Origin of the sequence: Vermiculatibacterium agrestimuris (assembly GCF_943193085.1) — a bacterium.
GTDB lineage: Bacteria > Bacillota > Clostridia > Oscillospirales > Oscillospiraceae > Vermiculatibacterium > Vermiculatibacterium agrestimuris.
In genome coordinates this window covers 20,579-41,252 of the sequence record NZ_CALPCU010000004.1, presented here as the reverse complement: position 1 = coordinate 41,252, position 20,674 = coordinate 20,579, and the positions used below count along the sequence as shown (strand labels likewise).

The 20,674-nt window shown below is 62.2% G+C and carries 14 protein-coding genes; 6 read left to right on the top strand and 8 right to left on the bottom strand.

Annotation, left to right across the window (positions count from 1 at the left end):
* Window positions 1-101 precede the first annotated feature (101 nt).
* Together NFR87_RS02160 and NFR87_RS02155 are read left to right on the top strand one after the other, a co-directional pair.
* Window positions 102-1,079 (top strand): helix-turn-helix transcriptional regulator, encoded by a 978-nt coding sequence (locus tag NFR87_RS02160; protein ID WP_251445688.1) that lies wholly within the window; start codon window positions 102-104, stop codon window positions 1,077-1,079.
* Window positions 1,080-1,259: 180 nt separating this feature from the next.
* Entirely contained in the window at window positions 1,260-3,866 is a 2,607-nt protein-coding gene (locus tag NFR87_RS02155) for an S-layer homology domain-containing protein (RefSeq protein ID WP_251445685.1), read from the top strand.
* A gap of 64 nt (window positions 3,867-3,930) precedes the next feature.
* Here NFR87_RS02155 and NFR87_RS02150 read toward each other — a convergent pair whose 3' ends face one another.
* Window positions 3,931-4,263, bottom strand: a complete 333-nt coding sequence (locus NFR87_RS02150) for an arsenate reductase family protein (protein ID WP_251445682.1) — start codon at window positions 4,261-4,263, stop codon at window positions 3,931-3,933.
* Between the two features lie 103 nt (window positions 4,264-4,366).
* On the opposite strand from NFR87_RS02150, the gene NFR87_RS02145 reads away from it, so the two are divergent.
* Entirely contained in the window at window positions 4,367-6,667 is a 2,301-nt protein-coding gene (locus NFR87_RS02145; RefSeq protein ID WP_251445677.1) for a sugar phosphate nucleotidyltransferase, read from the top strand.
* Between the two features lie 293 nt (window positions 6,668-6,960).
* Window positions 6,961-8,619 carry a ribonuclease J gene (locus tag NFR87_RS02140; RefSeq protein ID WP_251445674.1) on the top strand — a complete coding sequence of 553 codons (1,659 nt, stop codon included), beginning with the start codon at window positions 6,961-6,963 and terminating at the stop codon, window positions 8,617-8,619.
* Between the two features lie 41 nt (window positions 8,620-8,660).
* On the opposite strand, the gene NFR87_RS02135 is transcribed toward NFR87_RS02140, so the two are convergent.
* Entirely contained in the window at window positions 8,661-8,882 is a 222-nt protein-coding gene (locus NFR87_RS02135; protein ID WP_277613116.1) for a helix-turn-helix domain-containing protein, read from the bottom strand.
* Window positions 8,883-9,228: 346 nt separating this feature from the next.
* Entirely contained in the window at window positions 9,229-11,667 is a 2,439-nt protein-coding gene (locus NFR87_RS02130; RefSeq protein ID WP_338147027.1) for a glycogen/starch/alpha-glucan phosphorylase, read from the bottom strand.
* Between the two features lie 170 nt (window positions 11,668-11,837).
* On the opposite strand from NFR87_RS02130, the gene NFR87_RS02125 reads away from it, so the two are divergent.
* The gene (locus NFR87_RS02125; protein ID WP_251445668.1) at window positions 11,838-12,875 is read left to right on the top strand and encodes an acyltransferase family protein; all 1,038 of its coding nucleotides are present in this window, start codon (window positions 11,838-11,840) and stop codon (window positions 12,873-12,875) included.
* A gap of 72 nt (window positions 12,876-12,947) precedes the next feature.
* Here NFR87_RS02125 and NFR87_RS02120 read toward each other — a convergent pair whose 3' ends face one another.
* Together NFR87_RS02120 and NFR87_RS02115 are read right to left on the bottom strand one after the other, a co-directional pair.
* Window positions 12,948-14,564, bottom strand: a complete 1,617-nt coding sequence (locus NFR87_RS02120; protein ID WP_251445664.1) for a gamma-glutamyltransferase family protein — start codon at window positions 14,562-14,564, stop codon at window positions 12,948-12,950.
* A 13-nt stretch (window positions 14,565-14,577) separates the two neighbouring features.
* Complete coding sequence (locus tag NFR87_RS02115) at window positions 14,578-15,756, bottom strand: permease (RefSeq protein WP_251445661.1); 1,179 nt, start codon at window positions 15,754-15,756, stop codon at window positions 14,578-14,580.
* Window positions 15,757-15,927: 171 nt separating this feature from the next.
* Here NFR87_RS02115 and NFR87_RS02110 point away from each other — a divergent pair, with 171 nt between their 5' ends.
* Complete coding sequence (locus NFR87_RS02110) at window positions 15,928-16,827, top strand: LysR family transcriptional regulator (RefSeq protein ID WP_251445658.1); 900 nt, start codon at window positions 15,928-15,930, stop codon at window positions 16,825-16,827.
* Between the two features lie 56 nt (window positions 16,828-16,883).
* Here the strand turns inward: NFR87_RS02110 and glgA are convergent, their stop codons facing one another.
* Genes glgA through NFR87_RS02095 form a run of 3 tightly spaced genes read right to left on the bottom strand, consistent with a single transcriptional unit; the run spans window position 16,884 to window position 20,653 of the window.
* Window positions 16,884-18,320: a glycogen synthase GlgA gene (gene glgA / locus NFR87_RS02105; protein WP_251445655.1), complete on the bottom strand. Its 1,437-nt coding sequence runs from the start codon at window positions 18,318-18,320 to the stop codon at window positions 16,884-16,886.
* Window positions 18,321-18,332: 12 nt separating this feature from the next.
* Window positions 18,333-19,448, bottom strand: a complete 1,116-nt coding sequence (glgD, locus tag NFR87_RS02100; RefSeq protein WP_251445652.1) for a glucose-1-phosphate adenylyltransferase subunit GlgD — start codon at window positions 19,446-19,448, stop codon at window positions 18,333-18,335.
* Window positions 19,445-20,653 carry a glucose-1-phosphate adenylyltransferase gene (locus NFR87_RS02095; RefSeq protein ID WP_251445649.1) on the bottom strand — a complete coding sequence of 403 codons (1,209 nt, stop codon included), beginning with the start codon at window positions 20,651-20,653 and terminating at the stop codon, window positions 19,445-19,447. Before NFR87_RS02095 ends, glgD begins: the two co-directional genes overlap by 4 nt.
* Window positions 20,654-20,674 lie beyond the last annotated feature (21 nt).

Here is a 20,674-nt window from a genome sequence, read left to right as displayed (position 1 = left end):
AGAAAAACCTTGCAAAATGGGAGAGACGGTGTTATAGTCCCATTTATGGGACACCCTGTTTTCTATGATTTGGGGTGGAAAGGCGGAAAGGAGGTTTTCCCATGTCCAAAAAAGGCGGGCAAAAAGCCAAGCTGCTGCGGATCTGCCAGCTGCTGCTGGAGCGTACCGATGAGGAGCATCCCCTGTCCACCCAGGAGCTGATCCGGCTGCTGGCGGCGGAGGAGATCTCTGCCGAGCGTAAGAGCATCTACGCCGATATGGAGCTGCTCCAGGAGCTTGGCGTAGACGTACAGCAGAGCAAGGGCAAGGGCTGGTTCATCGGCGCGCGGGAGTTTGAGCTTCCCGAGCTGAAGCTGTTGGTGGATGCGGTGCAGTCCTCCCGGTTCATCTCCCGCAGAAAGAGCGACGCCCTCATCCGCAAGCTGGAGAGTCTGACCAGCAAGCACCAGGCCAAGCAGCTGCGCCGCCAGGTCTATGTAGACCGCCGGGTGAAGACGGACAACGAGGGGGTCTACTACGCCATCGACAAGCTCCATGCGGCGATTGCCGCCAACCGGACGGTGACGTTTCAGTATTTCGACTACAATGTCAAACGGGAGAAGGTCTTCCGCCGGGAGGGAAAGCGCTACGCGGTCTCCCCTTACGGTCTTATCTGGGCCGATGAGAACTACTACCTGGTGGGCCGGGAGGAGGGCGGAGAGGAGTTGCGCCATTACCGGGTGGACAAGATGGCCGCCCTGACGGTCACAAGCCTGCCCCGGCGGGAGGACGGCCGGCTCCGGGACTTCGACTTGGCGGAGTATGGCCAGCGGCACTTCCATATGTTCTCCGGCCGCCAGGCCCAGGTGCGTCTGCGGTGTCCTGACCGCATGGTGAATATCATGCTGGATCGCTTTGGCCAGGAGGCCATGCTCATCCCCGACGGGGAGGGCCATTTCGCCCTGACGGTGGACGCGGTGGTGTCTCCCCAGTTCTACGGCTGGCTCTTCGGCCTGGGCGACGGGGTGGAGCTCACCGCCCCGGCCTGGGCGGTGGAGGAGTACCGGGAGATGCTCCGCAGGGCCTTGGGGGAGAAATAGGGGAAAGGAAAAGGCGGCCCCATCCGGTGGGATGGGGCCGCCTTTTTGGAGGCCCCAATCTTGTTACCAAATTGTCATTTTTTGCTTGAACAACAAAAATGGTTCTGATATAATGTAAAATATTCATAAATATCAGGGGTTAAAGCCCCTTTTTAAGACCTGCTGGAAAGGAAGAGAGATATGAAAAAGCGTCTGTTGTCCCTGACGTTGGCTCTGGTCATGACCCTGAGCCTGCTGCCCGCCGCGGCTTTCGCGGCGGCGTCTGGAGAGACCTCCGCCCAGCCGGAGTGGGGGGTAAGCGATGAAGGGGACGGAGAACCCACCGGGCCCGTCGATCCCGACCCTGTGGAGCCGGATCCCTCGGAGAGCCCCGACCCCGCTCCCACGCAGTCTCCCGACCCCGCTCCCACGGAGAGCCCCGACCCTCCCATTGCGGTGCCCAAGGTCTTTCTGAACAAGAGCATGTTTGAGGTGGATACGGCGGATGTGGTCTACACCGGCCAGGCGCAGCAGCCCAGAGTGGAGGCCAAAAACGCCGGAACTTCTCTCAATACCGATATCCCGCAGCTGAACAGGGACTACACTGTGTCCTATAAGGACAATATCAATGCGGGCACCGCCACCATCACCATCACCGGCATGGGCGACTACTACTATGACACGCAGCCCCTGACCTACACCTTCCAGATCACGCCCAAGCCCCTTGTCATCACCGGCGCGTCGGTGGCGAATAAGACCTATGACGGGAAAACCGACGCCACCGTTACCTCTGTGCTCTTTGACAGTGCGCTGACCAAGGCCGACTATGTGGCCACCGCCGCCTTTGCCGACGCAAAGGCGGGGCAGGGGAAGATCGCCACGGTGACGGTGACCTTGAAAAACAAGAACTATTCTCTGTCGGCAAAGACCTTTCAGACCACCGCCAATATTGCCAGAGCTGTCCTGTCCCGCCTTCAGGCGGCGGCGGTTTTGAAGGAGATGGCGGGCTCTACCGCCGCTGTGGAGCTCTCCGCCCTGCCCCTGCCCAAAGGGGAGACCTTTACCTTTACGGTGGCATCCAGCAGCAACGTCACCGCCGAGGTGAACGGTAAGACTCTGACCCTTACCACCCCGGACAGCATCAGTGGCAGCACGGCCGCCGTCACCGTAACCGGCGAGAGCGAGAACTACACTGCCACCGTCAATGTGGCTGTGACTTACACCGACAAGACCCCCGTTGTCCTCTCGGGCCTCCGGGTGGCCGGAAAGACCTACGACGGCAAGCCTGTTGCCTATACCGGGACGCTGACCGTCACCGACCAGGAGGCCAATAAGCCCGTTTCGGTGGACGCCGCCGCGGTGCGCTATGAGTGGTTCTCTGCCTCCAATATGGGCGCGGCGCTGGCTGAGGCGCCCACGGACGCCGGAGACTATGTGCTGCTGGTCACGGTGGATACCGCCAAGATACCTGTCGCCCCGGATCCGGAGCCTGCCCCCGATCCGGAGCCTGTTCCCGGCCCCGGGGAGATGACCGGGCCCGACGAGGGCGGGGAAAATCTCCCCGCCGCCCTGTCGGATGGGGAGGAGTATTACGGCGTTGCGTCCCTGCCCTTTGCCATCTCCAAGGCCGTCGTCACCGTCAAGGCGGACAGCAAGAGCATCAAGGTCAACGCCGCATTGCCCGCCTTTACCTACACCGTCACCGGCCTGGTGGGGGTGGATCAGCCCGATGACGCCTGGCAGACCAAGCCTGTGGCTGTCAGCGCCGAGGCCGACGCCTCCGAGGCCGGGACTTACAAGATCACGGTCACCCCCGGCGTGATGAAGGCCGACGTCGCCAAAAACCACAGTGTCAATTATGTGGATGGTACCCTGACGGTCAGCAAGAGCTCCAGCTCCGGCGGCGGAGGCGGCTCCTCCGGCAGTTCCTCCTCCGGCGGCAGCTCTGGCTCCTCCACCCAGTATGCCGTCTCTGTGCCCAAGCAGCCGGACAACGGCAAGGTGACCCTCTCCGCGGAGAAGGGGAAGACCGGCAGCACCGTCACCCTCACCGTTACTCCCAACGAGGGCTATCGGCTGGATCAGCTCACCGTCACCGACAAAAACGGCAAGACGCTGACCCTCACAGACAAGGGCGGCGGGAAGTTTACCTTTGCCATGCCCGCGTCCAAGGTGGAGGTGTCCGCTGTTTTCGTCAAGGAGGAAAAGAAGGCGCAGTCCACTGCCGTCACTTCCGCCGAGCCCATCACCAAGCGTTTCAACGACATCAAGGAGACCAACTGGTACCGGGACGCGGTACAGTATGTCTACGACCGGGGCATGATGAACGGCATGACCCCCAAGAACTTTGAGCCCGCCGCCTCCGCCAGCCGGGCCATGCTGGTGACCATCCTCTACCGCATGGAGGGCGAGCCGGAGACCCAGGGGGCCGGCTTCAGCGATGTGGCCGACTGGATGTACTACGCCGACTCTGTGGCCTGGGCCACGAAGAAGGGTATTGTCACCGGCCATGAGGACGGCACCTTCCAGCCCGACAGCGAGGTCACCCGGGAGCAGATCGTCTCCATGCTCTACCGCTACGCCAAAATGAAGGGCTATGACACCGCCAGGGGGACTAAGAGCACGACCTTTACAGACGGCGCCGTCATCGAGCCCTACGCCCAGGAGGCGGTGGAGTGGGCCGCCAGTATCGGCCTGGTCAACGGCTACCAGGACGGCTCCTTCCGTCCCGGCGGCAAGGCCGCCCGGGCCGAGGTGGCCGTGATCCTCACGCGCTTCTGTCAGGATGTGGCGAAGATCGAAGACTGAGCGGGAACAAAGGGACACGAACAAAAGCGCCGGAGCAAAGGCTCCGGCGCTTTTTCTGTGCATGTTACTCCCAGGTCTTCCAGACGTCTGGCTCGTAACCCACAGTGGCCTGCTTTCCGTTGCGTACCACCGGGGTTTTGATGAGCCGGGGATCGTCAAAGAGCTTTTCCAGCTTGTCGCCGTCGTAGGCCAGGTACTTGAGCAGGGCGGCGTCCGGATTCTTCCAATCCACCAGGGCCTCCAGCCCCACGGCCCGCGCCACGCTCTGGAGCTCCTTCTGGCTCATGCCGTAGCGCAGAATGTCCACCGCCTGGAATTTTACCCGCCGCTCCTTGAAGTACCGCTCCGCCTTCTTGGTGTCGAAGCATTTGCTCTTGCCGAAAATTTGAATATTCATGGAAAACACCTCGACTATACTCTACCTGAAATCTTTCCGAATGTAAAGGGCCGCCTTGCGCATAATAAAGAACATCACAAAACTGGACAAGGTGGTGTTCCCCATGAAAGCGGTGATTTTGGCGGGGGGAGAGGGCAGCCGCCTGCGGCCCCTTACTCTGGGCCGGCCTAAGCCTATGACCCCGCTGTTCGGAAAGCCTGTGCTGGGGCACATTTTAGACCTGCTGCGCCGCTATGGCGTCAGGGACGTGGCTGTCACCCTGCGCTATCTGCCCGCCGCCGTGACCGACTGGTTCGGGGACGGCGCGGAGCAGGGCATGAAGCTGACCTACTTCATCGAAGAGGAGCCTCTGGGCACTGCCGGGGGCGTGAAGAAGTGCATGGATTTCCTGGGGGAGGAGGATTTTCTGGTGGTCAGCGGCGATGCGGTGTGCGACCTGGATCTAAGCCAGTTCGTGGCCCTCCACCGCAGCCGCCGCTCCGTGGCCTCCCTGGCCCTGTGCCGCCGCGCCGAGCCCCTGGAGTACGGCCTGGTGCGCACCGACGCCCAGGGCCGCATCCTGGGCTTTGTGGAGAAGCCCAGCTGGGGCCAGGTGGACACCGAGCTGGTGAATACCGGAGTCTATATCCTCTCCCACAAGGCCATGGAGCTGGTGGAGGACGGGGCGGAATGTGACTTCGGGAAAGACCTCTTTCCCAAGCTCCTGGCCCGGGGGGAGACCCTCTGCGGCTGGGAGGTGCCCGGCTACTGGCAGGATATGGGGGACTGCGGCGCCTACCTGGAGTGTGTCCACGACGCTCTGGAGGGCAAGGTGACGCTGGACTTGGACACAGGCCGGGGCCCCCGCCCCGCCGGGGTAGAGGTAAGGGAGCCCTGCTGGATCGGGACACGGGTCAGCCTGGCGCCCGGCTGTATCGTGGGGCCCTATGCCGTGCTGGGGGAGGGCTCCACCGTGGCCACCGGGGCGGTGGTGGAGCGCTCCGTCCTGCTGGGGGCCTCGGTAGGGGAGGGGGCGGAGGTGGCCGGAGCCATCCTGTGCAAAAATGCCGCCGTCCACCGCCGGGCCATGGTGAATCCCGGCGCAGTGCTGGGGGAGGAGGCCGTAATAGGCCCGGAGGCCATCGTGGCCTCCGGGGTGAAGCTGTGGCCCCGCCGCCGGATCCCCGAGGGGGGCAAGGCCACTGCCTCCCAGGTTACCGCCGGGGAGACTGTCCCTTTGAAATTCTCCGGCGGCGGCGTTCTCCGGGGAGACATTGGGGAGGAAGTGACTGTGGAGACCATGCTGGCGCTGGGCATGCTCCTGGGAGAAAGCGGCCAGGTGGGCGTGGGCTGGTCGGCGGGAGAGGCTGCCGCCATGCTGGGCCGGGCCGCCGGGTGCGGTGTGGCCGCCGCCGGGGGGACGCCTCTGGTCAACGACGCCCCCTGTCCCTCCGCCGGGGCCTGGTTGGCGAAGACCTACCAGATCCCCGTGAGTATTTTTGTCAGCCAGGACGGCGACGCCGCCGAGGTGCGCATCTTCGGCCCTGACGGCCTGCCCCTGCGCCGCCCGGAGCAGCGCAAGCTGGAGGGCGGGCTCCTGCGCGGAGAGGGGAGCCGCGCCCCGGCGGCCAGGGTGGGGGCCTTTGAGACCATCACCGGCGTCCGCTCCAGCTATGCCGCCGAGGCCGCCGCCCGGGCCCGGCTCACCACGATCCCCTTGCGCCCTGTGTCGGTGTGGGTACCCAAGACCGGCGGGGAGAATCAAGTCCTGGCCGCCGCGCTTACCGCCATGGGCTGCCAGGTCAGCCGGGGGGAGGGGCGGGGAATGCCCACCTTCTCCGCCGATTGGGGCGGCTTCCGCCTCACCGCCTGGGATGAGACGGGGCGGCCCATCTCCTCCGACCACCTGCTGGTGCTGCTGACCCGCATTGAGCTGGAAAACGGCGGCGGGCAGGCCGTCCTGCCTGCCTGGGCTCCCGCGGCGGCGGAACGGGTGGCAGAGAGCTTCCGGGGCCGTCTTCTCCGTCTGGGCCGGGACGGAGAGGAGGCCCAGCGGCTGTGGCAGGAGCTGCCCTGGATGTGGGACGCTGTCTTTGCCGCCTGCCGGGTCTGCGCCCGGATGGGCCTTACCGGAGAGACCCTTGCCGCCCTGAACCATGATCTGCCCGCCTTTGCCACTGTCCGGGGAGAGGTGGGCCTCCGCTCCGGCCGTGGCCGGGTCATGGGGGCCGCGCTGGCCGACCCCGCCGCCCGAAGCCAAGGGGAGGGGGCCAGGATCCAGGTGGGGGAGGGCTGGGTCTATGTGATCCCCAACTCCCGCCGCCAGGCCCTGCGGATCATCGCCGAGGCCACCACCCTGGAGGCCGCCCAGGAGCTGTGCGGTCAATATCAGGAAAAGCTGCGCGCGCTGGACGAGAGAGAATAAAAAGAGGCAGGATGGGGTTCCATCCTGCCTCTTTAAAAATAGAGGTATACTTTTCCGGTGGAGTGTGTTATAATACTATAGTTCACGCTCCCGAGGAGCGTTTTTAGCGGCTTTTCGCGCCAGTGTGAGGCGCTTGAATAGAAAGCAAAACTGGACAAATGGAGAAGCAGCTCCCGTTCACCGGCGATACAGGGCCGACGTGCGTCAGGGGCTTTGTTTTGGCGCGCCCGCCGCTCCTTTTGTCCTACATATCAACCAGTCCTGTAATGAAAAAGGAGTGTAAGCATCAACTTATGGCAGAAAAACTGAAAATCATCTCCCTTGGCGGTCTCAATGAGATCGGCAAGAACATGACCGTCTATGAGTACGGCGGCGACATGATCGTGGTGGACGCCGGCATGGGCTTCCCCGACGACGACATGTACGGCATCGACGTGGTCATCCCCGACTTCACCTATCTCATCAAAAACCGGGACAAGATCCGGGGCGTCTTCATCACCCATGGCCACGAGGACCACATCGGCTCCCTTCCGTACCTTCTCCGGGAGCTGAATGTGCCGGTCTACGCCACCCGGATGTCCGCAGGCCTCATTCAGCTCAAGCTGGAGGAGCATCACCTGCTGGGCAAAACCAAGCTCATCACCTGCGAGGCGGGAGAGACCGTGAAGGCGGGCCGGTTCAGCGTGGAGTTTATCCATGTCAACCACTCCATTGCCGATGCGGTGGCCTTTGCCATCAAGACCCCTGTGGGCCTGTGCCTCCACACCGGCGACTTCAAGATCGACGCCACCCCCGTCTCCGGCGGGATGATCGACCTGGCCCGGCTGGGCCAGCTGGGGAAGGAGGGGGTGCTGGCCATGCTGTGCGACTCCACCAACGTGGAGCAAAGCGGCTTTACCAAGTCCGAGCGCAGCGTGGGCGCCAGCTTCGACGCCCTCTTCCGGGGCTGTGAGGAGCGTATCATCATCGCCACCTTCGCCTCCAACGTGGACCGCATCCAGCAGATCGTCTCCGTGGCCGCCCGGTACGGCCGTAAGGTGGCTATCACCGGCCGGAGCATGGAGAACGCCATCAAGGTCTCCACTGAGCTGGGATATATGAGCATACCCGCCGGCACACTGGTGGACATCAACCAGATCAAGGGCCTGCCCAAGAACAAGGTGTGCATCGTCACCACCGGCAGCCAGGGGGAGACCATGTCCGCCATGACCCGCATGGCCTTCAACACCCACCGCCAGGTGGAGATCCAGGCCGGGGACCGGGTCATCTTCTCCGCCTCCGCCATTCCCGGCAATGAAAACGCCATCGGCAATGTGGTCAATGAGCTCTACCGCAAGGGGGCCGAGGTGGTCAACGAGCGGGCGGGGGCCCTCCATGTCTCCGGCCACGCCTGCGCCGATGAGCTGAAGATCATTCACGCCTTGGTGAAGCCCCGGTTCTTTATCCCCGTCCACGGGGAGCAGCGGATGCTGAAGGTGCACGCCAAGCTGGCCCAGGAGATGGGGATGGATCCCCGGAACATCGTCATCTCCGACATCGGCAAGGTCATTGAGCTCAGCCACAACGCCGTGCGCATGGGCGGTGTGGTGCCCGCCGGCCGGGTGTTTGTGGACGGCTACGGCGTGGGCGACGTGGGCGCGGTGGTGCTCCGTGACCGCAAGCATCTGGCCGAGGACGGCATGATCGTGGTGGTGGCCTCCGTCTCCGCAGAGGACGGCGGGCTCCTCTCCGGGCCTGATATCATCACCCGGGGCTTTGTCTACGTCAAGGAGTCCGAGGGGCTGATGGAGGAGCTGAAGACCGTGGCCCTGGAGGCTATGGAGCGCAGCGTCCGGGCCAACGGCCGGGACTGGACGGCAGTGAAGGGGGACATGAAGAACGACATCTCCGGCTACCTCTTCAAAAAGACCCGCCGCAACCCCATGATCCTGCCGGTCATCATGGAAGTATAAAGCGAGAAAGGATCTGCCTGTTTTCATCAGGCAGATCCTTTTTATTGCTCCTTTTGCGGATAAGGTTTGCTCTCATCGGTGAGTTCAGCCAGATAGTCCATACTGGTTTCCAGAGCCGTAGCCAGTCGGCGGCATTGTTCAAAAGACATGTTTCGCCGTCCGGTTTCGATTTTGGAATAGTCGCTCTGGTCGATCCCTGTCAGCATCTGCATCTTCAATTGCGTATAGCCCCGAGCTTTTCGAAGGTCTCTCAATCTTGGCATAGTATCACCCAGTCATAGTATGTCAAATTGACCTATTTATTTTAGGACTATTTTGACCTATAATCTTTTCGGGGTGATAACGATGGTCTTTATGGATCCGGATAAATTTGAAACAGCATATGCCGAGTTTTGGGAGAGCCAGGAATGTACAGAGTTGGACAATATATGACCTTATAAAGGCAGCGTTTTCCGCAGGCTGCCGCGCGGCTGGAGCGATACCGCCGACCCGGCAGGTGATGGTCTTCGTTAAGAAATAAATTACCGCATGGGTCAATTAATGCTCACAACAGCTGCTTTTCTTCAAAAAATGGCCCCGCCTCTCCAGAGAGGCGGGGCCATTGGCTTTTTACTTGTGGGGCACACGCCAGATGTTGTCGGCGTAATCCCGGATGGAACGGTCGGCGGCGAAGATACCGGAGCGGGCGATGTTGTAGAGGCTCATCCGGTTCCAGGCCTTGGGATCCCGGTAGGTCTGGCCCGCCAGGGCCTGGGCGGCCCGGTAGCTCTCGAAGTCGGCCAGCAGGAGGTATTGGTCGGCCAGGCCGCCGTTGCCAAAGAGGAGGCCCTTGGCCAGCTCGGAATAGCTCACGTGGTCGTCAAAGCCGGCAGAGAGCTGATCCAGCACTGCCTTAAGGGCGGGGTTGCGGGTGTAGTACTCGTAGGAACTGTACCCCCGGCGCATGAGATCCTCCACCTCTTGGGCGTTGAGGCCGCACAGGAAGATGTTCTCGTCTCCCAGCACCTGGTGCATCTCCACGTTGGCCCCGTCCAGGGTGCCGATGGTGACGGCGCCGTTCATCATGAACTTCATGTTGCCGGTGCCGCTGGCCTCCTTGCCGGCGGTGGAGATCTGCTCGGAAAGCTCGCTGGCGGGCATGAGAGCCTCCGCCATGGAGACCCGGTAGTTCTCCAGGAAGAAGACCTGGAGCTTATCCTTGCACACAGGGTCGTTGTTGATAGTGTTGGAGACGGAATTGATGAGGTGGATGATGTCCTTTGCCACCACGTAGCTGGGGGCGGCCTTGGCGCCGAAGAGGTAGACCTTGGGGGTCATCTCAAAGTGGGGGTCTTCGTGCAGCCGCTGCCACAGATAGATGATGTGCAGCACATTGAGAAGCTGCCGCTTATACTCATGGAGGCGCTTGACCTGTACGTCAAACATGGCGTTGGTGTTGAGCTTGACGCCGTTCTCCCGCTGGATCCAGGCGGCGAAGCGCTCCTTGTTGGCCTTCTTGATGGCGGCCAGCCGCTCTAGCACCGCGGCGTCGCCGGCGTACTTCTCCAGCTCCTTCAGCGCCTCGGGGTGGAGCAGGTACTTGTCCCCGCCGCAGCACTCCCGGATGAGGGCGTCCAGCTGGGGATTCACCTCGCTGAGCCAGCGGCGGTGATCCACACCGTTGGTCACGTTCTGGAACTTGGCGGGGAACATCTGATAGGCGTCGTGGAACACGTCGGCCTTGAGGATGTCGGTGTGGAGGGCGGACACGCCGTTGACGGCGGAGCAGGCGCACACGCACAGATTGGCCATGCGCACCTCGCCGCCCCAGACGATGGCCATTTTCTCCACCTTGGCCATGTTCCCCTGGAAGAAGGCGGTGAGCTGATCCTGATACCGGCCGGAGATCTCCAGAATGATCTGCCACAGCCGGGGCAGCAGCTCCTCCACCAGATCCTGGGGCCAGCGCTCCAGGGCCTCAGAGAGCACGGTGTGATTGGTGTAGCAGACGCTGCGGCTGACAATGAACCAGGCGTCGTCCCAGCTGTAGCCCTCCTGATCCAGCAGAATGCGCATCAGCTCGGGGATGATGAGGGTGGGATGGGTGTCGTTGATTTGGAAGACGTGCTTCTCATGGAAATTCCGCAGGGTGCCGTATTCCGTCTTGTGCTTGCGGCAGACCGACTGGATGGTGGCGGAGGAGAGGAAATACTGCTGCTTCAGGCGCAGGGACTTGCCCTCCCGGTGGTTGTCGGCGGGGTAGAGCTGCTTGGAGATGATCTCGGCATTGGCCTTTTTCTCCAGGGCCTTCAGGTACTCCCCCTGGTTGAAGAAGTTGAGATCCACCGGCTCGGTGCTCTGGGCCTCCCAGAGCCGGAGCACATTGGCGTGGCGGGTGCCGTAGCCCGCGATCTGCATGTCCTTGGGCACCGCCAGCACAGGGATGTAACCGGTCTGTTCCACGCCGTGGGTGCCGTCGGGGTACCACACGTCCTTCACCGTGCCGCCGAAGCGGACTTCCTCGGCCTCGTCGGCCTTGGTGATGAGCCAGGCCCCGCCCCTGTCCAGCCAGTTGTCGGGCAGCTCCTCCTGCTTGCCGTCGATGATCTTCTGCTTGAAGATGCCCAGCTCATAGCAGATGGAATAGCCGGTAAAGGGGATCTCGGCGGTGGTGGCGGCGTCCAGATAGCAGGCGGCCAGCCGGCCCAGGCCGCCGTTGCCCAGGCCCGCGTCCGGCTCCTCCTCAAACAGGTCGGCGGCGGAGAAGCCCAGGGCCTCGATGGCCTCGGTGAGGGGCTTTTCCAGCCCCAGATTGTAGGCGTTTTTCCGCAGGGAACGGCCCATGAGGAACTCCATGGACAGGTAATGCACCTGCCGGGCGTGGCTCTCCTGGAGCTTTTCAGAGGTCTCCAGCTGCCGCACGGAGATGATATCCCGGATCACCAGGGCACAGGCCAGGAACATCTGCTGGGAAGTGGCCTCGCCCACATCCCGGCCAAAGTTTCGGCGCAGCTTGCCGGTGATAAGCTCCATCAGCTCTTTTTTCGTGTATTTACGCAAGAAAAGCACTCCTTCTCTTCTAAATGGCGCTATGGGAAAAGATGGAAACGTTTCCATCCGAAACAGATTTCACTATACCATATTGTGACCGGGTTGTCAATCATTCATACCTCGCTGGCGGCCCCTTGCGAAAGGGAGGAAAACTCTGTATAATAGGCATAAAAAAGGGGGGTGGGGAAATGAAAAGCGACAGCCTGCGAAGAGGGTGGAGCTACGGTCTTCTCAGCCGGTGCCGGGGGGAGCTGATGGGCCTCGCCCTGCTGTGGATCCTGCTCTTCCACACCTACGCTCTGGCGCCTATTCCCATCGCGCCCATAGAGTGGCTCAAGTCTGTGGGCTTTGTAGGGGTGGACATCTTCCTCTTCCTCTCCGCCCTGGGGCTGGCGCTTTCTCTGTCCCGGCGGGAGCAGAGCCTGAAGGACTACCTCTTCCGCCGCTTCGTGCGCATCCTGCCTACCTATTGGCTGGTGGTGGGGGTCTACGGCCTGATCCTCCGCGCGGCGGGCCGCACCAGCCTGCGCACAGTGCTGTGGAACCTGTCCACCCTCTTTTACTGGTGTCACATCCCCAACACCTTCAACTGGTATGTCCCCGCCCTGCTGGTATTCTATTTGCTGACCCCTCTCTTTTTCCGGCTTTTGTGCCGCTGTAAGCGGGGGGAGTGGCTGGTAGCGGCGGTCTACTGCCTGACGCTGCCCCTGTCCACCTGCCTGGGGCTGTGGGGGTACGGCTATGTCAATGACTTTGTCTACCGCCTGCCGGTGTTTTTCCTGGGACTGCTGGTGGGGCTTTCCATCGCCCGGGGGCGGGAGCTGACGCTGAAAGCCCTGGGCGGCTGGCTGCTGATCGCGCTGCTCTCGCCTCTGCCGGGCTGGTTTTTCCCCCGGATCGGGATCTACTTCTCTCCGGTGCTCACCTTTGCCCTGGTGTGCGTGCCCCTGTGCCTGCTGGGGGCCAAGGCCCTGTCCCTGCTGAAGGATGAGAACCCCCTGCGCCGGTTTCTTCGCCTTTTGGGGGAGTGCAGCTTTGAGATCTACCTGTTCAACGTCATCTTTGTGCTGGAGTACGGGTTTTTCAGCTCCTTCCTGGATATCGGCCGGGGACGGCTTTTCTACTACGCCGTCACCACGGCGCTGGACGTCGGCCTGGGCGTCGGCCTTCACAAACTGCTGGCCCCCCTGACCCAGCGGCTGCTGGGGGAGAAGAAGCCCGAATAAGGCGCCGCGTGAAAGGAAAAAAGCACAGGCCGCACATTTTGTGCGGCCTGTGCTTTTTTCGTTTTGTTGTCTTTACCACACGGCCACCTGGCCGTCGGTGCGGGGCTCGCAGGCGCCGCAGAGGATGCCCTGGTCGTCCCGCCAGATGATCTCGCCCCGGCCGAAGCCCAGGGGATCGGCCTTGACCACGATGTCGTGGCCGGCCCGGAGCAGGGCCTGGGCCAGGTCGTTGGGGAAGGTCTGCTCCACCTCGATGGTGTTCTTGCCCACCCACTGCCAGCGGGGGTGATCCAGCGCGGCCTGGGGGTTCATGCCGTACTCAATGGTGTTGAGCACCACCTGGAGGTGGCCCTGGGGCTGCATGAAGCCGCCCATGACGCCGAAGGGGCCAATGGGCTTGCCGTCCTTGGCCAGGAAGCCGGGGATGATGGTGTGGTAGGGCCGCTTGCCCGGGGCCACGCAGTTGTCCGAAGCGGGATCCATGGAGAAGTTGTTGCCCCGGTTCTGCATGGCGATGCCGGTGCCCGGCACCACCACGCCGGAGCCGAAGCCCATATAGTTGGACTGGATATAGGAGATCATCATGCCGTCTCCGTCGGCGGCGCACATATACACCGTGCCGCCCCGGACGGGATCGCCCGGCTCAGGCAGCCGGGCGGTGGAGCCGATGAGGGCGCGGCGCTGGGCGGCGTACTCGTCGCTGAGCAGCCGCTCCACCGGAGTGGACATGAACTTGGGGTCGGCCACATACCGCTGGGCGTCGGCGAAGGCCAGCTTCATGGCCTCCAGCTGCAGGTGGGTGCTTTGGAAGGAGTCCACCGGCCCAAGCTCCAGCTCCTTGAGGATGTTCAGCGCCATGAGGGTGGAGATGCCATGGCCGTTGGGGGGGATCTCGTAGACGTCGTAGCCCTTGTAGTTCACCGAGATGGGCTCCACCCACTCGGGCTTGTAGGCCGCCAGATCCTCCTTGCGCAGGAAGCTGTCGTACTTGCGGAAGTATGCGTCGATCTGATCGGCCAGAGCGCCCCGGTAGAAGCTCTCGGCCTTAGTGGCCCCGATCTCCCGGAGGGTGGCGGCGTGGTCCTTCAGCACCAGCACGTCGCCGGTGGCGAGGGTTTTCCCGCCGGGAAGGAAGGTATCGAACCAGCCCTGCACGGTGGGGTCGCTCTCAATGGCTTTGTTGAACTTTTTAAGGTTCCGGGGCCAGCCGCTGCCTACGGAGGTCTGGAGCACATAGCCCTCCTCGGCGTACCGGGCGGCGGGCTCCATGAGCTCGGCGAAGGGGAGTTTGCCGAACCGCTCCGACAGGGCAGCCCAGCCGGCGGGGGTGCCGGGGACGGTCACGGGCAGCATACCCAGCACAGGCATCTCCTTGAAGCCGCGCTCCTCCAGGGCCTCCCGGGTCATGGCGGCGGGGGCGGGACCGCTGGCATTGAGGCCGTAGAGCTTGTCCTTGACCCAGACCAGGGCAAAGGCGTCGGAGCCGATGCCGTTGGCGGTGGGCTCCACCACGGTGAGGGTGGCGGCGGTGGCGATCATGGCGTCAACGGCGTTTCCGCCTTTTTTCAGGATCTCCAGACCCGCCTGGGCGGCCAGGGGGTTACCGGTGGCCACCATGCCCCGGCGGCCGTAAACCACGCTGCGCCGGGAGGGATAGGGGTAGGAGAGGGGGTCAAATCGAAATTCCATTCCGGGATCCTCCTTACAGGATGTTGGCGAAGATTCCGGCCACAATGATGGACAGAGTGGTAACAGAGGCCAGGCCGGCCACCACGAAGCGGGGCATGATCTTGGCCAGGACGTACTCCTTCTCCTCCTCGGTATCAGAGAGGGCCAGTGCCACCTCGTTGGAGATAAGGAAGGTGGAGGGGAAGCCCAGCATCTGGCACATGGCAATGCCGAAGGCCAGGCTCCGGGAGCCCATGACCTTCCAGCAGGGCAGCACACAGACGATGACGAGGGAGGCGATGATGGTGGCGGCGAAGATGACCACCACATAGAAGGCCAGAGTGGCGATGTTCTCCATGGAGATCTTGGCCAGGGCGGGGATGATGGCGGCGAAGACCACCATGGTGATAAAGCCGGAGGTCTTGCCCTTGTCCAGCACCTTGGGGGGGATGAGGCCCAGCTCGCACAGCAGCACGGACAGGACCAGGGCGATGATGCTGTAGTTGATGGGGGTCACCGTGCCCAGCCAGGCGGAGATGAGGCCGCCCAGCACAGTGATGAAAATGCAGGCGTTGGCGGTGTAGAACCGGTCATGCTTCTCGTAGAATTTGACCTTCTTGCTCTCGGCAGCGGCTTGGGGAGCGGCGGAGAGGGTGATGCCCTGGGCCTTCTTCTCCCGGTAGTCGGCCAGGAGGTTCCGGGCCTCGATAAGGCCGCAGCGGGAGACGATGGGGGTGCCCACGAACTTCTGCACCGCGAAGACCACGGCGGGGAGCATGGCGGCCAGCTCCAGACCCTTGGCGTTGGCAGCCTCGGTCATGATGTTGGTGGCCACCAGGGCGCCGTTGATGACGGGGATGCTCACCAGGGCGGCGTCCCGGCCGATGAGGGGGATCACCAGCAGGATACCGATAATAGCGGCGATCATGCCGATGACGGAAGTGACCACAGTGCGCCACTCGTCGATGAGCTGGCGCAGGTTGATCATGGTGCCCATGTGGAACACCAGCATGGGGGTGGCCCAGCTGGCGGCGGCGGTGAGGCCGGCCTGGTCGATGATATCGGCGGGGACGATCTTGAACAGGAACAGCAGCAGGAAGCTGATGAGCACCACGAAGATGGACGACAGCTTCGCCTTGGTCCAGATGCCCAGCCAGTCGCCGATGACGAACAGGGCCAGAACGATGGAAAAGTAGGTTAGGTATCCAAGCATAATCATATTCCTCCTATTTATATTTTCCCTCTGCTTGAATGAAAAATATGCTCAATATTATTGTAAAGATATGGACGCAATAAATCCAATTCCCGCTAAACATGAATGATAAAAAAATATTATCATTTCTCCGAAAAGTGTGTTATACTAATAAAGACAGGAGAGATGAAAATGGAACTATACGAGCTGCGTTATTTTATAAAGGTGGCCGAGCTGGAGCATATGACCCGGGCCGCCCATGAGCTGAACCTGTCCGAGCCGGCCTTGAGCCGGGTGATCCGGAAGCTGGAGGAGGAGTTGGGAACCAAGCTGTTTACCCGGCGGGGGAGAAGTATCGTTCTGACCGAGAGCGGCAGCGCGCTGCTCTCCCGGGCCCACGAGCTTCTGGCGCGCGCGGAGGACATCCGCACGGAGCTTCAAGGGATCCAGCAGATCCGCCAGCCGGTACGCCTGGCCTCCCGGGCGGCGGCCAGCCTGCTGCCGGAGCTGCTGGAGCGGTTCCACGCCGATTCCCCCGATGTGGTGGTCAATGTCATCCAGAACGACAACGCCATCATCCGCAACCAGGAGTACGACCTGATGATCGGCGGCACCATCATCCAGCCACCCAAATCCTCCAGCGCCGTTTTGCTGGAGGATCCCTTCCGGGTGTTGGTTCCCAAGACCCATCCCCTGGTGGGGGAGGGGGCGATCGAGCTGAGGCGCCTGGAAGGGGACAACCTCATCGGCGTGTCCCCCAACCGGTTTATCGGCTCGATCATCGACCAGACTCTGGAGACCTTCCATGTCCATATGAAGCGCTGCATCTACAGCGACGATCCGCTGATGATCCGCAATCTGGTGGAGCGGGGACTGGGGGTGGCGATCATTCCCGCCTACACCCTGCGGGATATCGATAAGCAAAACTTATGTGAGCTGGCCATATTGGATCCCTTTCCCTCCCTCCATCTGGTGCTCTCCTGGAAGCCGGAGACCTATCAGCTGGAGCCTGTACGCCGGTTTCGTAAATTTGTCATCGAATACTTCCGCCGCCTGGCGGACTCCGGCGAGCTGGAGCGGCCCATCCCGTAAAAAAGCCCTGCGTCCAAGGGACGCAGGGCTTTTTTGCTGAAAGGGAAGGAAGGCGTTTATTTTCCGGTGACCCAGCCGTAGACCTCCTGATAATCTTTGGCGGAGCGCCCCCAGGAGAAGTCGGTGGTCATGGCGTTTTTCTGGAGCTTCTTCCAGGCCTTGGGGTCGCTGTGGTAGAGCTCCACCGCCTGGCGCACCACCCACATCATGTCCCCCTTGTCGATGTTGGTGAAGGTGAAGCCGGTACCCTCTCCGGTGAACTGGTTCCAGGGCTGCACGCTGTCCCGAAGACCGCCGGTCTCCCGCACCACGGGCAGGGTGCCGTAGCGCATAGCGATCATCTGAGAAAGGCCGCAGGGCTCCGCCACCGAGGGCATGAGGAACAGGTCGGCGCCGCCGTAGATGGCGGTGGAGAAGGCGTCGGAGTACATGATCTGGGCGGAGAACCGGCCGGGATACTGCCAGGCGGCGTTGCGGAAAGCCTCTTCATACCGCCACTCCCCGGTGCCCAGGACTACCATTTGGGCGCCGGCGGCCATGATGTCGTGGATGGCGTCCACCACCAGGTCGAAGCCCTTGTGGCTCACCAGCCGGGACACACAGGCGATGACAGGCGCGTCTGCGTCCTGCTCCAGCCCCGCCATCTGCTGCAGGGTGGCCTTACAGACCTTTTTGCCGGCCATCTGCTTGGCGCTGAAGGACTTGGCCAGTCCGGGATCGCTCTGGGGATCGTAGCGCACATCGTCAATGCCGTTGAGGATGCCCCGGATCTTGTGCTCGTTGTCGGCGACGACCCCCTCCAGCCCGTGGGCATAGAAGGCGTACTTCAACTCCCCGGCATAGGTGGGGGAGACGGTGGTGACATAGTCGGCGGCGTAGATAGCGCCCTTCATCAGGTTGATGTCGCCGTAAAAGGAGAGCATCCGCTCGTGGAAGTAGGAGCCGGGCAGGCCGAACAGGTCTTCCAGCAGATCCCGCCCATAGCGGCCCTGATACTCGATATTGTGGATGGTGTAGACGCTCTTGGCGCCGCGCAGCTCTGGCACCCGCTGCCGCTCGTCCAGCAGGTAGATGGGTACCAGGGCGGTCTGCCAGTCGTTGCAGTGGATCACGTCAGGGCAGAAGCCCACATGGCCCGGGGTCTCAATGACGGCCCGGGAGAAGAAGGCGTACCGCTCGGCGTCGTCATAGTGGCCGTATACGTCCCAGCGCTTAAAGTAGTACTCGTTGTCCACGAAATAGTAGGTGACCCCATCCCGCTGAAGCTCAAAGATGCCGCAGTACGGGGTGCGCCAGGCCAGATGGACGTGGAAGTTCATCAGATAGTTCATCTGCTCCCGCCACTCCTGGCCGATCTTCTCGTAGAGGGGCAGGATGACCCGCACGTCGTGGCCCAGCTTGGCCAGGGCCTGGGGGAGGGAGCCGGCCACATCGGCCAGTCCGCCGGTCTTGATAAAGGGGGCCACCTCAGAGGAGGCAAAAAGGATGTTCATAAAGTTCTCCTTTTACACAATTTCGTTCTTGGCGATGACCAGGGGATAGGTGCCGTGTCCCATGAGCATCCGCCCCGGGCAGACCCGGACATTCTTGTCGGCGATGGCGTAGCGCAGCACCGCCCCCTCCTGGATGGAGGAGCGCTGCATCAGGATGCAGTTTTCCACCGTGGCCCCCTTCTCCACCCGCACCCCGCGGGCCAGGATGGAGTTGATGACGGTGCCCTCGATGCGGCAGCCGTCGGAGATGAGAGAGTTGACGCTCTTGGATTCGGGGCCATAGTAGGTGGAGGGATTGGACTGATCCTTGGTTTTGACGGGCCGGTCGGTGCGGAACAGGTTGGCGCGGATGCCGGGATCCAGCAGAGCCATGTTCTGCTGGAAGTAGCCCGCCACGCTGGTGACCCGGGCGATGTAGCCGTCAAAGCGGAAGACCCGCATATCCAGCTTGCCCAGGCTGGCCAGGAGCACCCCCTGGCTGAAGGAGGGCACATCGTGGGCGGCGCACTGATCCACCAGGCTCATCAGCAGGGACTTGGACAGGATGTAGACCTCCAGAGAGGCCACATCGCCCTTCACCTGGGTGGGGGAGGCGGCCACATCGGTGATCCTGCCCTGGCCGTCCACGGAGAAGTAGTTGCACAGCTTGGGGTCGGTATAGGTGGTGCCGGAGCAGATGGCGGTGATGTCCGCCCCGGACTTGATATGCTGCTCAAAGGCCTCGGCAATGGGCAGGTTGGCCGCCAGGTCGCCGGAGGCCAGCACCACGTAGTCCTGGCGGATGGTCTTCAGGTAGGAATACACGCCGGCCAGAGCGTCCATGCGGCCCCGGTAACGGCCGCCGTGCTTGCCGGAGAAGCTGAAGGGGGGCAGGATCCGAAGACCGCCCCGCTTCCGGGCCAGATCCCAGTCCTTGCCGGAGCCCACGTGGTCAAGGAGGGACTGGTAGGAGGTGTACACGATAAGGCCCACATCGTCGATGCCGGCGTTGACCATATTGGAAAGGGCGAAATCCACCAGGCGGTAGCGACCACCAAAGGGGATGGAGCAGGTGTTTCTCAGCTGGACCAGCTCCCGCAGGTCGGGGTTCTCCCGGTAGGCGAAAATGATCCCATGAAGGTCGTTCATGCCTTCACCCCCTTGATGTTTCTGGTGATCATGGCGGCGGGCTCTACCACCGCGCCGTCACCCACTGTAATGTCCTGGGCCACCACGGCGATGCCCCAGTCCTCGCTGCCGGATTTGTCGGCGCCCACATGGGCCCCCTGGCCGATGGTGGAGCGCTCGGCCACGATGGCGTATTCCACCACCGCGCCCTTCTTCACCACCGCGCCGGGCATGAGGATGGAGTAGCGCACGGTGGCGCCCTCCTCCACGGTGACAGAGTGGAACAGCACCGAGTTATCCACTGTGCCGGAGATCTCGTCGCCGCTGGTGGCGATGGAGTGGGTCAGGCTGCCGGTGGCGCCGATGAATTGGGGGGGCCGCACCGAGGTGCGGGCGTAAATAGGCCAGTCGGGATCATAGAGGTCGAAGCCGGACTGGATGGGGGAGAGCAGATCCATGTTGGCGTCCCAGAGGGAGTCGATGGTGCCCACATCCTTCCAGTAGCCGGTAAAGCGGTAGGCGCTCATAGTCTCTCCGGAACCCAGCATGGCGGGGATGATGTTCTTGCCGAAGTCGTTGGAGCTCTTCTCGTCCTTCTCGTCGGCGATAAGGTAGTCCCGCAGCTTGCTCCAGGTGAAGATGTAAATGCCCATGGAGGCCAGGTTGCTCTTGGGCTTTTTGGGCTTTTCCTCAAACTCATAGATCTTGTCGTTCTCGTCCACATTCATGATGCCGAAGCGGCTGGCCTCCTCCAGGGGCACCTCCATCACCGAGATGGTGCAGGCGGCATTGGTGGCCTTGTGATGCTCCAGCATCTTGGAGTAGTCCATCTTGTAGATGTGGTCGCCGGAGAGAATGAGCACGTACTCCGGGTCATACTGCTCCAGAAAGCTCAGGTTCTGATAGATGGCGTTGGCGGTGCCCTTGTACCAGGTGCCCTTCTCGTCCTCCTGGACATAGGGGGGCAGGATGTGGACGCCGCCGTCCATCACGTCCAGATCCCAGGGCTGGCCGCTGCCGATGTAGGCGTTGAGCTCCAGGGGCTTATACTGGGTGAGCACACCCACCGTGTCGATGCCGGAGTTGACACAGTTGCTGAGAGGGAAGTCGATGATGCGGTACTTTCCGCCGAAGGGGACGGCCGGCTTGGCCACTTTGCTGGTGAGGGCCTTGAGCCGGCTGCCCTGACCACCGGCTAAGAGCATGGCTACACATTCCTTTTTCATTTTATCACCTCGTTGTTGATG

What these genes read in the sequence shown, in the direction of transcription:
- NFR87_RS02160 (WP_251445688.1), top strand. Translation starts at nt 102, where the DNA reads ATGTCCAAAAAAGGCGGGCAAAAAGCCAAGCTGCTGCGGATCTGCCAG.
- NFR87_RS02155 (WP_251445685.1), top strand. Translation starts at nt 1,260, where the DNA reads ATGAAAAAGCGTCTGTTGTCCCTGACGTTGGCTCTGGTCATGACCCTG.
- NFR87_RS02150 (WP_251445682.1), bottom strand. Translation starts at nt 4,263, where the DNA reads ATGAATATTCAAATTTTCGGCAAGAGCAAATGCTTCGACACCAAGAAG.
- NFR87_RS02145 (WP_251445677.1), top strand. Translation starts at nt 4,367, where the DNA reads ATGAAAGCGGTGATTTTGGCGGGGGGAGAGGGCAGCCGCCTGCGGCCC.
- NFR87_RS02140 (WP_251445674.1), top strand. Translation starts at nt 6,961, where the DNA reads ATGGCAGAAAAACTGAAAATCATCTCCCTTGGCGGTCTCAATGAGATC.
- NFR87_RS02135 (WP_277613116.1), bottom strand. Translation starts at nt 8,882, where the DNA reads ATGCCAAGATTGAGAGACCTTCGAAAAGCTCGGGGCTATACGCAATTG.
- NFR87_RS02125 (WP_251445668.1), top strand. Translation starts at nt 11,838, where the DNA reads ATGAAAAGCGACAGCCTGCGAAGAGGGTGGAGCTACGGTCTTCTCAGC.
- NFR87_RS02120 (WP_251445664.1), bottom strand. Translation starts at nt 14,564, where the DNA reads ATGGAATTTCGATTTGACCCCCTCTCCTACCCCTATCCCTCCCGGCGC.
- NFR87_RS02115 (WP_251445661.1), bottom strand. Translation starts at nt 15,756, where the DNA reads ATGCTTGGATACCTAACCTACTTTTCCATCGTTCTGGCCCTGTTCGTC.
- NFR87_RS02110 (WP_251445658.1), top strand. Translation starts at nt 15,928, where the DNA reads ATGGAACTATACGAGCTGCGTTATTTTATAAAGGTGGCCGAGCTGGAG.
- glgA (WP_251445655.1), bottom strand. Translation starts at nt 18,320, where the DNA reads ATGAACATCCTTTTTGCCTCCTCTGAGGTGGCCCCCTTTATCAAGACC.
- glgD (WP_251445652.1), bottom strand. Translation starts at nt 19,448, where the DNA reads ATGAACGACCTTCATGGGATCATTTTCGCCTACCGGGAGAACCCCGAC.
- NFR87_RS02095 (WP_251445649.1), bottom strand. Translation starts at nt 20,653, where the DNA reads ATGAAAAAGGAATGTGTAGCCATGCTCTTAGCCGGTGGTCAGGGCAGC.